Origin of the sequence: Duganella sp. Root1480D1, from assembly GCF_001427305.1 — a bacterium.
Classification (GTDB): Bacteria; Pseudomonadota; Gammaproteobacteria; order Burkholderiales; family Burkholderiaceae_D; genus Rugamonas.
The window spans coordinates 128,297-140,200 of record NZ_LMFZ01000002.1; the positions used below are offsets into that span (position 1 = coordinate 128,297).

The 11,904-nt window shown below is 63.3% G+C and carries 12 protein-coding genes; 6 read left to right on the forward strand and 6 right to left on the reverse strand.

Features of this window, described 5'->3' with window-relative positions:
- Window positions 1-101 precede the first annotated feature (101 nt).
- The 6 genes from ASD58_RS32490 to ASD58_RS04050 form a co-directional block, all read right to left on the reverse strand.
- Complete coding sequence (locus tag ASD58_RS32490; RefSeq protein ID WP_255357315.1) at window positions 102-233, reverse strand: hypothetical protein; 132 nt, start codon at window positions 231-233, stop codon at window positions 102-104.
- Window positions 234-241: 8 nt separating this feature from the next.
- Window positions 242-1,216 carry a quinone oxidoreductase gene (locus ASD58_RS04030; protein ID WP_057259817.1) on the reverse strand — a complete coding sequence of 325 codons (975 nt, stop codon included), beginning with the start codon at window positions 1,214-1,216 and terminating at the stop codon, window positions 242-244.
- An 11-nt stretch (window positions 1,217-1,227) separates the two neighbouring features.
- Entirely contained in the window at window positions 1,228-2,817 is a 1,590-nt protein-coding gene (locus ASD58_RS04035; protein WP_057259818.1) for a S9 family peptidase, read from the reverse strand.
- 64 nt (window positions 2,818-2,881) lie between these two features.
- The gene (locus tag ASD58_RS04040; RefSeq protein ID WP_057259819.1) at window positions 2,882-3,280 is read right to left on the reverse strand and encodes a methylglyoxal synthase; all 399 of its coding nucleotides are present in this window, start codon (window positions 3,278-3,280) and stop codon (window positions 2,882-2,884) included.
- A complete protein-coding gene (locus ASD58_RS04045; RefSeq protein ID WP_057259820.1) occupies window positions 3,277-4,200 on the reverse strand; it encodes a DMT family transporter in 924 nt (307 codons plus the stop codon). Before ASD58_RS04045 ends, ASD58_RS04040 begins: the two co-directional genes overlap by 4 nt.
- Window positions 4,201-4,324: 124 nt before the next feature.
- Complete coding sequence (locus ASD58_RS04050) at window positions 4,325-6,823, reverse strand: alkaline phosphatase (RefSeq protein ID WP_057259821.1); 2,499 nt, start codon at window positions 6,821-6,823, stop codon at window positions 4,325-4,327.
- 198 nt (window positions 6,824-7,021) lie between these two features.
- On the opposite strand from ASD58_RS04050, the gene ASD58_RS04055 reads away from it, so the two are divergent.
- The 6 genes from ASD58_RS04055 to rlmH all read left to right on the forward strand — a co-directional run bounded on the left by ASD58_RS04055 (window position 7,022) and on the right by rlmH (window position 11,892).
- Entirely contained in the window at window positions 7,022-7,747 is a 726-nt protein-coding gene (locus ASD58_RS04055) for a YebC/PmpR family DNA-binding transcriptional regulator (RefSeq protein WP_057259822.1), read from the forward strand.
- 5 nt (window positions 7,748-7,752) lie between these two features.
- Window positions 7,753-9,024 carry a phosphoribosylamine--glycine ligase gene (gene purD, locus ASD58_RS04060; RefSeq protein ID WP_057259823.1) on the forward strand — a complete coding sequence of 424 codons (1,272 nt, stop codon included), beginning with the start codon at window positions 7,753-7,755 and terminating at the stop codon, window positions 9,022-9,024.
- A 125-nt stretch (window positions 9,025-9,149) separates the two neighbouring features.
- Complete coding sequence (gene hemF, locus ASD58_RS04065; RefSeq protein WP_057259824.1) at window positions 9,150-10,061, forward strand: oxygen-dependent coproporphyrinogen oxidase; 912 nt, start codon at window positions 9,150-9,152, stop codon at window positions 10,059-10,061.
- A complete protein-coding gene (locus tag ASD58_RS04070) occupies window positions 10,058-10,705 on the forward strand; it encodes a nicotinate-nucleotide adenylyltransferase (protein ID WP_156401145.1) in 648 nt (215 codons plus the stop codon). Before hemF ends, ASD58_RS04070 begins: the two co-directional genes overlap by 4 nt.
- 3 nt (window positions 10,706-10,708) lie before the next feature.
- The gene (gene rsfS, locus ASD58_RS04075) at window positions 10,709-11,416 is read left to right on the forward strand and encodes a ribosome silencing factor (protein ID WP_057259826.1); all 708 of its coding nucleotides are present in this window, start codon (window positions 10,709-10,711) and stop codon (window positions 11,414-11,416) included.
- A gap of 5 nt (window positions 11,417-11,421) precedes the next feature.
- A complete protein-coding gene (gene rlmH, locus ASD58_RS04080) occupies window positions 11,422-11,892 on the forward strand; it encodes a 23S rRNA (pseudouridine(1915)-N(3))-methyltransferase RlmH (protein ID WP_057259827.1) in 471 nt (156 codons plus the stop codon).
- The last annotated feature ends 12 nt before the right edge of the window (window positions 11,893-11,904 follow it).

Sequence of the window (11,904 nt, forward strand, 5' to 3'; positions counted from 1 at the left end):
GTAAACTATTGAGCGCAATCGTGGTTTCTTTGCGGAAATGCCTATTGAGTGAATGCCAAATCCTTTTAGTGTAAAGAAATTCGACACCCACTATTGATAGTTCAGCGGTAATAGGCTTCGCTGGCGAAGGTGATGAGGCCGATCAGTGCCACGGCACTCAGCAGGACGATCAGCAGGCGTCCAAATTTCGGGGTGCCGTCATCGTCTTCGGCAGGGCGGTTCTGGTCGGTCATATGCGGATTCAGGGCAAGAGGATGGTGGAGCCGGTAGTGCGGCGCGCCTCGAGGTCGCGATGCGCCTGCGCCACGTCGGCCAGATTATACCGCTGCCTGATTTCGATCTTCACGGCGCCGCGCGCCACCACGTCGAACAGCGACTGCGCGCAAGACTCAAGGTCGGCGCGCGTCGCCGTGTAGTTGCCCAGCGCAGGGCGGGTCAGGAACAGCGAGCCGCGCGAGGCCAGTTCGCCCAGCGAGAAGTTGGCCACAGGGCCGGAAGCATTGCCGAAGCTGACCATCATGCCGCGCGGCTGCAGGCAATCGAGCGAACCGGTGAAGGTGTCCTTGCCGATCGAATCGAACACCGTGGAGACGCCCTTGCCGCCCGTGATCTCGCGCACCCGCTCCGTGAAATTCTCCGTGTTGTAGTTGATCGCATGGGCGGCGCCATGCCGCAGCGCCAGCGCCACCTTCTCGTCCGAACCGGCGGTGCCGATCAGGTTGACGCCAAGGGCTCGCGCCCATTGGCAGGCAATCAGGCCAACACCGCCGGCCGCCGCATGGAACAAGACGGTATCGCCAGCCTTGAGCGGCGCCGCGCTGTGGAACAGGTACTGCACCGTCATTCCCTGCAGCATCATGGCGGCTGCGGTGTCGCTGCCGATGGCGTCCGGCAGCTTCACCAGCAAGCCGGCCGGCATATTGCGCGCCTGCGCATAGGCGCCGTTAGGACGCCCTGCATAGGCCACGCGGTCGCCCACGCGCACATGGCTGACGCCCTCGCCCACCGCCTCCACCACGCCCGCGCCTTCCTGGCCCAGGCCTCCCGGCAGCGGTTGCGGATACAGGCCGGTGCGGAAATACACGTCGATAAAGTTAAGGCCGATCGCCTCATGCCGCACCGTCGCTTCACCAGGGCCGGGCGCCCCGACGTCAACATCGACGTATTCCATCACTTCCGGCCCGCCGGTGCGGGACATGCGTATCGCCTTGACCATTGCATACTCCTTTAGTGTGTGATGAAGCCGCGCTCGCGCAGCCATTGTGTCATGCGTGGATAATGTTCGCGCGCCCAGTGCGTGGAGTTGATGTAGGCGCTGCCGCCATCGAGATCGGTCTCCCACAAGCCGTGCGCCGCATGCGGCAGCATCCACACCTGGTGGTCCTGGTGGCCGCTCGCATCCAGCGTTTGCCGGAACAGCGCGGCGCTTTTATGCACCGGCACGAAAGCATCCTTCTCGCCAAGGATATAGAGCACCGGCGCCTTCAGCTTCTTCAGGTCCGGCAGCGGGTCGTAGCTGTAAAAGGCGGTGCTGGTTTCGCTCGGCTGTTCCTTCAGCGTATCGGGCACGATTTCAACCTGGCTGGCCCAACGCGTATTCTCGCCGGCGCGCGCGGCAGCCAGCAATTCGGCGCGGTTGGCGCCGCGGCTGGTCACCCAGCGCATCAGTTTTTCTTGGTAGGCCGTGCCCGCCTGCACCTCGCCTTCGCTCAAGCCTTGCGCGCGCAAGGCATTTTCGATGCGGTACACCTCCTGCTCGGCCGGCGGCACGGCCGATGCGGCTTGCGCGATCACGAAAGCGACCTTTTGCGAACGGACCGCCGCCAGCGGCGCCAGCCAGCCACCCTGGCTATGGCCCCAGGTGCCGATGGCATCGGCCTTGATGTCGCTGCGCTTGCCGAGCAGCTCGATGCCGGCAACGGCATCGTCGGCTAACTGCTCCATGGTGGCCTTGTTGAATTCGCCGCTGGATTTGCCGACACCGCGCTTGTCGTACATCAGCGCGGCCATGCCGTAGGCGGCGAAATAATAGGCTTGCAGCGCGTAGGCGCCGCGCGGCGCGGGACTGGACATCTGCGTCAGGACAATGGCGGGAAATGGCCCCTTCCCTTCCGGCAGCACCAGCGTGCCGGACAAGGTCACGTCGCCGTTCCTGAACGTCACTTCTTCGGAGCGGAATTGCAGGCGGCGCCCGGTTTCCTTCCTGCCGGCTTGCTGCCAAACCATCTTGTTGCCTTCGAAGCGCATCGTGCTCTGGCGCACGGCGGGATTCAGGTTGCCGGCGCCGGCGTAATACACGTTCCCGCTTTCGGCGAACATGGAAGCGTAGCGGCCAGTGCTCATGTCGCTGTAAAACATTTGCGGAAAGTCGCCCCATTCGGACAGCACGACCACGCGCTTGCCGGGGAATTCGTAAGCGCCCAGCAGCGGCTGGTGCCGTGCGGGATCATCGGCCAGGGTGCGCCGGAAGGCGAACTTGCCGTCCTTGCCATTCAGGCTTACCGTACCTGCCAGCAGGCCGCCTTGCAGCTTGCCGTCAAATTGCAGGACGCCTTCCGGGCCGGGCAGGGAGAAGCGCACTTGGGCGCCCTGCTGCGTAACGGCATCGAGCGGCAGGCCCTTTTTTTCGAAGGCCGGCATGTCGACGGTGGCTTTGCCATCGGCGCCAAAATGCGGCCGCAGGAAGTTGACGTCGTTCCCGACGCCGTAGGTGCCGACCCAATGGCCGGCCAGGTCGGGAGCGGCTGGTTTGGCACTGGCTGCATTAGCGGCAGCAATGATCGCGATGGCGGCGACGCCGCCCAGGATGTTCTTCATGCAGGCTCTCCCCTATTTCTTATGAGGGCGCTACATTGCCAGCGCAAGGCGCGCCGGCCAAGATTCATGCGACAGGCTGCGATTTTGCGGCATCAGCCTGCAATTGGGACAGCACCAGGTGGGCGCTGGCCAGGTTGGTAGCGCAAGCAACGTTGTGCACGTCGCAGGCGCGCACCAGTGCATTGATATCCGGTTCGTGCGGCTGCGGCGTCATCGGGTCGCGCAGGAAGATGATGGCGTCGATATGCCCATCCACCAACAGGGCGCCGATCTGGAGGTCGCCACCCAGCGGTCCGGAGTGCTTGCGCTCCACCGTCAGTCCCACTTCCGCGATCAGGCGGCCGCCCGTGGTACCAGTCGCGCACAGTTTGCAGGTACGCAGGAAGGCAGCGTACTCGCGTGCCAGCGCGATCATGTCGTCTTTTTTCTTGTCGTGGGCAATCAGGGCAATGCGGGGCGTCATTTCTCTTTACCTTTCACTTTCGACAGCAGGTAGATACCAGCCAGCACCAGGGCCGTTCCCGCCAGTTGCCAACTGGTGACGGGTTCGGACAGGATGACGGCGCCAAAAAACAGCGTGGAAACAGGACCGATCATACCCGCCAGCGAAGCGGGTCCGGCACCAATGCGCTGCACAGCGATCATGGTCATGAAAACCGGCATCACCGTACACAGGATGCCATTCACCAGCGACAGGCCGTAGACCTCCATCGGCTGCACCAGCAGCGCGGCGGGCCGCAGGATAAAGAACTGGCCAATGCAGGCCGCGCTCGACACGCACATGGCATACGACACCAGGCGCAACGAGCCAAGGCGCTTGACCATTTCGCCGGAAGCCAGCAGGTACAGGGCGTATGCCATCGCGGAGCCCAGCACCAGCAGCGAACCCAGGGCGACGTTGCTGCCGCCGTCGCGCAGGTCGTGGAAGAACACCAGCACGATGCCGGCGTAAGCGGTCAGCAGCGAGAGCCACTGGCTGCGCCCGATATGCTTCTTCAGCCACAGCGCGGAGGCCAGCAGCACGAAAGTGGGCGTCAGGAACAGGATCAGGCGCTCCAGGCCGACAGTAATGAATTGCAGCCCGAGGAAATCGAGGTAGGACGACAGGTAGTAGCCAACCAGGCCCAGTCCTATCAGGCGCCAGGCGTCGGCACGGCTCAAGGGCGGTTCGGTGCGCATCTTCCACAGTGCGATGGCAGCGAAGACGGGCAAGGAGAACAACATGCGGAAGGCGATCACCGTCACGGCGTCCAGGTGATACCGGTACAGCAGCTTGGCCACGATGGCCTTGGTGGAAAACAGGACAGCCCCGCCAATAGCGATGGCCAGCCCTCCAAGGTAGGCGGCGCGTTTGCCTTGCGGGTCCGGTGTGGCTATCTCCATGCCACCATTGTAGCGGCAAGCCGCCAGGTTTGCTGGCGGCCCCCTTAAAACCGGTAATGCAGTGCCTGACCCACAGGGTCAGGCACTGGTCTGCGGCGGCCGCGTGCCGGGTGCCGGTTTTGCTTTACGAGACGACTACGGCGGCCTGGCCAGCAGTCACCGTGGCAGTGGTGACCCTGGCGATCACGGTCGCCGGCGCATTGCCGCCCACCAGCTTGTTGACCTGCTTGAACTGGGCAACCAGCGAACCCGGGGTCAGCGTCACCACGGTGAAGCCCTGCGCATCGGTGTTCACGTGACGCAGCCATGGATTGCTGTTCAGGCTAGCCAATTGCTGCGCCAGCCCGACCAGGGTGGCGAAATTGGCATCGGCCTTGATGGCCGACAGCACAGCATCCATGGTGGCGTCCAGCAAGGCTTCCGGCACGCCTTTCGCGCCCAGGGCGCCGCGCAACTGGATCATCAGCGAGGTCGCCAGCGAATCGGCGGTCGGCGACACCTTGCCCATGGTGTAGTCCAGCAGGTTGACGTTCAGCGCGAGGGTGCCCACGTTCGGCACCGGCACCGACAACGGCAGGGACACCAGCGTGCCCAGGCTGCCCAGGCTGGCCGAGGCTTCGCGCAGGTAGGTGAAGAAGGAATCGGAGCTGACGCCGGCCGATACCAGGTCCACCATCACCGGCGTACCGCCGCCGGCTGCGTCGTAATCGTCGTTGACAGTGCCGGCGAAGAAGGAGTGGATGTCGCCGGTCAGGGCCACCACGTTGCCGATGCTGTTGGACTTGAGGTGCGACATCAGGGCCTTGCGCTCGGCGTTGTAGCCGTCCCACTGGTCGCAGTTGATCAGGAATTTGCGGAAGTAAGGCGCCAGCGCGGCAGCCTGGCCCGAAGCCACCACGAACACCGATGCCGCTTTATTGGCCTGCACGTCCGGCTTGATATAACCGATGGCGATGCCCTGGGCCGCCGAGGTAGCCTGGGCCAGTGCGTTGCCGCCCGACTTGGCCGCGTTTTCCGCCTGGCCGAATGCCAGCACCGCTACACCAGCCTGGACCGAGGTCAGGCCGGCGCCGACGGCAGCCGTCAAGCGCGCACTGGTATCGCCGCCGCCGGCTGCGGAAGCGGCAATGGCAGTCGCGGCAGCCGCCGCCACCGACACCGAGGCGCCGGCGGTCATGGCGCCGACAATCGCACTGGCGACCGGCACGTTGCCGCCGGTCGAGTTGACTGCCGTGGTGCCGATATCGGTGGCCAGCTTGGCTACCGCCTGCAGCGCCACCAGGGTGGCGATGGCATCGGTGCCGCCCAGGCCCATGCGCAGCAGCGACACTTCATTGCCCCACAGCTTCCAGGTGGAAGTCGAAGCCTTCATGGTGGACTTCCACCAGTCGCGCTGGGTGGCGCCCAGCATGCTGATGGCCGCCAGCGGGTCGGTGCCGCCAACGGCTGCCACTTTCTGTGCTTCGACGCCGCTGTACAAGTCCTGCGCCACCAGGTAGCGCGCGCCGATGCTGCCCAGCGGCAGGCCGGTAGCCGGGTTGGCCATCTGTTCCGGCACCACGTGGTCGGCGCGGTACAGGCGCTCGTCGGTCATCACCAGTTGCATCAGTTTGCCGAACTGGAAATCGCGGTAGATCTTGATGTTCTGGAAGCCCGTGGCTGCGCTGTCGAGGGCGACGTCGGCCGGCATGAATTCGAACCAGGCCTGGTTGGCGCTGCGACGGCGCGGGGTATCGTGCTTCTCGCCTTCGGCGTAGGTCTGGGTATCGCCCCAGCAGTCGTCACTGAATTCGTGGTCGTCCCAGATCGCGATGAAGGCGAAGCGCTCGTGCACGGCCTGCAGGCGGGTATCGGTGCGGTATTTCTTGTACAGGTAGCGGTAGTCGGCCAGGGTGGTCGCGTATTTCGCGCCCGAACTGCCGTTCTTGAAGGTGCCATCCGGCAGGGTCAGGGCGCCGTGGCGGGTTTCGACCGAGCCGACCTGGAAAGTTTCGCCCACGGTCTCGTAAATGTAATCGCCAAGGTGGACGATGAAGTCCAGTTTTTCATTTTTGGCAATATGATCCAGCGCGCCCCAGTGGTTGATGCTCCAGTCCTGGCATGTCAGGTAGGCGAACTGCAGTTGCGACACGCTGGCCTCGGCTGCCGGTGCAGTCTTGAAGCGGGCCACGTTGGAACGCACCTCGCCGGCAGTGAACTGGTAGAAGTAAACGGTGTTCGGCTGCAGGCCGGTGACCTTGTGGCGGATCGTGTTATCGAAATCGGCATTCAGTTCGAGCTGGACATCGACCACCGTGCTGCCATCGAGCGCCTTGTTGCTGCCCAGGGAGGCTGTATTGTCGGCCGCGGTGACTTGCACGCGCACGGTCACGCCGCTCTTGACGGTGACAGTGGCCACGTCGTCCAGGGAAGTCGGCACCACACGGGTCCACAGCATGATGCTGTCGGAGCGCGGATCGCCGGAGGCGACGCTTTGCGGGAATTTCCAGTTGGCGCCGGTCGCGGGCGGCACGCCAGGGGCCGGCGCGGGGGAATCGCTGCCGCCGCCGCAGCCTGCCAGGCCGCCGGTAGCGGCCGATACAGTGATAAAGCCGCCCAATTTGATAAATTGCCGACGATCCATAGGTCTCCTTCATGATTAAAGTTTATTGTTTTACGATATTAACTTTACAAGCAGATGAAATAACCCTGAGGAAAGCTACTAAACATGTGTACAGGGCTTGCGGATGCCCATTTGGTCGCGTCGGCGCGACAATTTCAGAGAGGTACCGGTATGCTAGAATGTCGCCCTCGATTGCATACCGTCTAAGGAAGATTGAACATGGCTGGACACAGCAAATGGGCCAATATTAAGCACAAAAAGGCTGCAACGGACGCGAAACGCGGCAAAATCTGGACGCGCCTGATCAAGGAGATCACGGTGGCTGCACGCATGGGCGGCGGCGACCTGAACTCCAATCCGCGCCTGCGCCTGGCAGTCGACAAGGCCGCTGACGCCAACATGCCGAAGGACAACGTGAACCGCGCCATTACGCGCGGCACCGGCGGCGGTGACGGCGCCAACTATGAAGAAGTTCGCTACGAAGGCTACGGCATCGGCGGCGCAGCCATCATCGTGGACTGCATGACCGACAACCGCGTGCGTACCGTGGCTGAAGTGCGCCATGCATTCAACAAATACGGCGGCAATATGGGCACCGAAGGCTCGGTGGCCTTCATGTTCCAGCATACCGGCCAGTTCCTGTTCGCACCGGGCACCGATGAAGCCAGGCTGATGGATGCCGCGCTGGAAGCCGGCGCCGAAGACGTGGTGACCGACGAAGAAGGCGGCATCGAAGTGCTGTGCGGCCCGCATGACTTCCCGGGCGTGAAAGATGCGCTGGAAGCGGCCGGCTTCAAGGCCGAAGTGGCGGAAGTGATCATGAAGCCGGCCACCGAGACCGTATTCACCGGTGAAGACGCGGCCAAGATGCAAAAGCTGCTGGATGCACTGGAAAACCTGGACGACGTCCAGGAAATCTATACCAACGCTGTCATCGAAGAATAATCCTTATGAAGATCCTGGTAGTCGGCTCGGGTGGCCGTGAACACGCTTTGGCTTGGAAGCTGGCGCAATCGGAACGCGTACAGATGGTCTATGTTGCGCCTGGCAACGGCGGCACCGCACGCGACGTGCGCCTGGAAAACGTGCCGATCACCGACCTGGAGCAACTCGCTGCGTTCGTCGAGCAAGAGCATATCGGCATGACCGTGGTTGGCCCGGAAGTGCCGCTGGCTGCCGGCATCGTCAACCTGTTCCGCGCGCGCGGCCTGAAAGTCTTCGGCCCGACAAAGGAAGCGGCGCAGCTCGAGTCGTCCAAGGATTTCGCCAAGGCCTTCATGAAGCGCCACGGCATTCCAACCGCCGAATACGAAACCTTCGCCGATGCCAAGGCTGCCCACGCTTATGTGGACGCCAAGGGCGCGCCGATCGTGATCAAGGCCGACGGCCTGGCCGCCGGCAAGGGCGTGGTGGTTGCCATGACCCTGGAAGAGGCGCATGGCGCCGTGGACCACATGCTGTCCGATAACGCCTTCGGCGACGCCGGCGCACGCATCGTGATCGAAGAGTTCCTGGCCGGCGAAGAAGCCTCCTTCATCGTCATGTGCGACGGCAAGAACGTGCTGCCGCTGGCTACCTCACAAGACCACAAGCGCCTGCTGGACAACGACCAGGGCCCGAACACCGGCGGCATGGGTGCCTACTCCCCGGCCCCGATCGTGACTCCGGCCATGCATGCGCGCGTGATGCGCGAGATCATCATGCCTACCATCCAGGGCATGGCGAAAGACGGCATCCAGTTCACCGGCTTCCTGTACGCGGGCCTGATGATCGACGCTGCCGGCAATCCGAAGACGCTGGAATTCAATTGCCGCATGGGCGATCCGGAAACCCAGCCGATCATGTCGCGCCTGAAGACCGACCTGCTGGGCGTGATGGAGCACGCTGTCAACGGCACCCTGGACCAGGTGGAGCTGGAATGGGACCGCCGCACCGCCGTTGGCGTGGTGCTGGCAGCCGCCGGCTACCCGGACGCGCCGCGCAAGGGCGACCATATCCACGGCATCCCGGCTGAAACGCCTGATTCGGTAACCTTCCACGCCGGCACAGCCGACGATGCGGAAGGCAAGCTGGTGACCTCCGGCGGCCGCGTGCTGTGCGTGGTTGGCTTGGGCGACAGTGTGAAGATGGCGCAGAAGCAGGCTTACGAAGTGGTCGAGCGGATCGGCTTCGAAGGCGTGCAGTTCCGCCGCGATATCGGCTGGCGCGGGTTGAAGCACTAAAACCGGTAAACCGGTGTCTGACCCGCAGGGTCAGACACCTTGGCCTGCGACCGCCGCGTATCAGTGTCTGACCCTGCGGGTCAGACACTGGTTTACCGGTTTAAAGTAGAGAGCAAGAAAAAGAAATGACCGCCCCCGCCCCACAAGACGTCAAAGCCTGGCTGCTTGGCCTGCAGGACCGCATCATCTCCGCCTTGGAGGATGTGGACGGCAAGCCATTCCTGCGCGATGCGTGGGAGCGCCCGGAAGGCGGCGGCGGCATTTCGCGCCTGATCGAAGAAGGCAATGTCTTCGAGCGCGGCGGCTGCAACTTCAGCCACGTAACCGGCGCCAAGCTGCCGCCATCGGCCTCGGCGCACCGCCCGGAGCTGGGCGGCCAGCCATGGGAAGCCATGGGCGTGAGCCTGGTCCTGCACCCGCGCAACCCATACGCGCCGACAGTGCACATGAACGTGCGCTTCTTCAGCACCGCCACCGCCGACGGCAAGGCGGTTTGGTGGTTCGGCGGCGGCATGGACCTGACGCCGTATTACGGCAACAAGGAAGACGCAAAGCACTTCCACGCAACTTGCCGCGATGCGCTGCAGCCCTTCGGCGACGAGCTGCATCCAAAGTTCAAGAAATGGTGCGACGAGTACTTCTACCTGAAGCACCGCAAGGAAGCGCGCGGCGTGGGCGGCATCTTCTTCGATGACTTCAACGCGCTGGGCTTCGAAAAGAGTTTTGAAATGACCCGCAGCGTAGGCGACGCATTCCTGGCCGCCTACCTGCCGATTGTGAAAGCCCGCAAGGACGCCCCCTACGGTGAACGCGAGCGCGACTTCCAGGCTTACCGCCGTGGACGTTACGTCGAATTCAACCTGGTGTTCGACCGCGGCACCCTGTTCGGCCTGCAGTCCGGCGGCCGCACGGAAGCGATCCTGATGTCCATGCCGCCGGTCGTCAAATGGCGTTATGACTGGCATCCGGAAGACGGCAGCGCGGAAGCGGCGCTGACCACCGACTTCCTCCCGCACCGCGACTGGCTGGCCGAGTGAAACGCTGCATCGCACTGCTGGGAGGCAGTTTCGATCCGGTGCACAAAGGCCACGTCGCGCTTGGCAAACAATTTGTCCAACTGCTCAATGCCGATGCACTGCTCGTGATACCAGCCCTGCCCTGGCAAAAGGGCGTGCTGGTCGCAACGCCGCAGCAGCGGGTGGACATGCTGACATTGGCCTTTACCGGCCTGCCCTGCCCGGTCACGATCGACTGGCAGGAACTGGCGCGTGGCAGCGCCACTTATACGATCGAAACGCTGCGGGCAATCCGCGCCGACGTGGGGCCCGATGTATCGCTGGCCTTCCTGATGGGCGCCGACCAGCTGCAGCGACTGAATACCTGGCACGAATGGCGCAACCTGTTCGACCTGGCCCACTTTTGCGTGGCGGCCAGGCCCGGCTTCGAGCTGGACAACGCCCACGTGCCGGCCGAGGTGGCAGCTGAATTCCAGCGCCGCCTGGCCACGCCGGAGCAGGTCAGGAACACCCCGGCGGGCAGGACCATGCTGGCGGCCGATTTGGCCGTCGACATCTCGGCCACTGCCATTCGTGCTGCATTACAACGGGGGGATGGGGCGAACTCGCTTCTGCCACCGGTAGTGCTAGACTATATTGAACAACATAATTTGTATAAGAACTAAATAATGGATATCAAAAAACTGCAAACCCTCGTCGTGGACGCCCTGGAAGACGTGAAGGGCCAGGAAATCGTCGTATTCGACACCACCGGCTTGACCAGCCTCTTTGACCGCATCGCCATTGCTTCCGGTACCTCCAACCGCCAGACCAAGGCACTGGCTGCCTCGGTGCGCGACAAGGTCAAGGAAGCCGGCGGCGACGTGATCGGCATCGAGGGTGAAGACACCGGTGAATGGGTGCTGGTGGACCTGGGCGATATGATCGTCCACATCATGCAGGCGCCGATCCGCGCTTACTACCGCCTGGAAGAAATCTGGGGCGAAAAGCCGGTGAAACTGGGCGCCGCCAAGCGCAAGTCCACCACCGAAGGCAAGGCAGCGGCCGAGAAGGAAGCCGCGCCGAAGAAGTCCGGCCACCTGGCTGCCACCAAGGCCGCCAAAGCCGCCGAAGCCGTGATCGAGAAAAAGCCGGCAGCCAAGAAGCCGGGAACCGCCAAGGCAACCGCCGCAGCGGGCGCCGTGGCCAAGAAAGCCGCCGCCAAGAAAGCTGCACCGAAAGTCGTCGCGCCGGAAGGCAAGAAAGTGAAGGTCGCTTCCACCAAGACCGCCGAGGCATCCGCCAAGGCCGCCAAGGAAAAGAAAGCCGCTGCTGCAGCCGCAACGCCGGTCAAGACCGTCATCAAGCGCCTGAAGAAGGCTGCTGCGGCTGAGTAAGCCCAGTGCAGCTGATCATCGCTGCGGTCGGCCATAAAATGCCGGCCTGGATCGAGAATGGCTTCACCGAATACGTGAAGCGCATGCCGCCGGAATTGCGCATCGTGCTGAAGGAAATCAAGCCCGTTGAGCGTTCCGGCAGCAAGACCGCCGCCACCGCCATGGCCCTGGAACGGGAGCGTATCGAGGCGGCCTTGCCGAAAGCGGTGCGCATCATCGCCCTCGATGAACGCGGTAAGGACCTGACCAGCGTGGGCTTGTCCCAGCAGCTGGAAGCCTGGCAGCAGGATGGCCGCGATACCGCCTTCCTGATCGGCGGTGCCGACGGCCTTGATCCGGGGCTGAAGGCGAAGGCGGAAGGCCTGATTCGCCTGTCCAGCCTGACCCTCCCGCATGGCATGGTACGCGTCATGCTGGCCGAACAGTTGTATAGGGCGTGGACAATAACGCAAAACCACCCTTATCATCGTGTCTAACCCTTAAGGCAA

Excerpts from the sequence above, each read along its gene's own strand:
- ASD58_RS32490 (WP_255357315.1), bottom strand. The coding sequence starts at position 233 with ATGACCGACCAGAACCGCCCTGCCGAAGACGATGACGGCACCCCGAAA.
- purD (WP_057259823.1), top strand. The coding sequence starts at position 7,753 with ATGAAGATCCTGGTAGTCGGCTCGGGTGGCCGTGAACACGCTTTGGCT.
- ASD58_RS04045 (WP_057259820.1), bottom strand. The coding sequence starts at position 4,200 with ATGGAGATAGCCACACCGGACCCGCAAGGCAAACGCGCCGCCTACCTT.
- ASD58_RS04040 (WP_057259819.1), bottom strand. The coding sequence starts at position 3,280 with ATGACGCCCCGCATTGCCCTGATTGCCCACGACAAGAAAAAAGACGAC.
- rsfS (WP_057259826.1), top strand. The coding sequence starts at position 10,709 with ATGGATATCAAAAAACTGCAAACCCTCGTCGTGGACGCCCTGGAAGAC.
- ASD58_RS04050 (WP_057259821.1), bottom strand. The coding sequence starts at position 6,823 with ATGGATCGTCGGCAATTTATCAAATTGGGCGGCTTTATCACTGTATCG.
- ASD58_RS04055 (WP_057259822.1), top strand. The coding sequence starts at position 7,022 with ATGGCTGGACACAGCAAATGGGCCAATATTAAGCACAAAAAGGCTGCA.
- ASD58_RS04030 (WP_057259817.1), bottom strand. The coding sequence starts at position 1,216 with ATGGTCAAGGCGATACGCATGTCCCGCACCGGCGGGCCGGAAGTGATG.
- ASD58_RS04035 (WP_057259818.1), bottom strand. The coding sequence starts at position 2,817 with ATGAAGAACATCCTGGGCGGCGTCGCCGCCATCGCGATCATTGCTGCC.
- hemF (WP_057259824.1), top strand. The coding sequence starts at position 9,150 with ATGACCGCCCCCGCCCCACAAGACGTCAAAGCCTGGCTGCTTGGCCTG.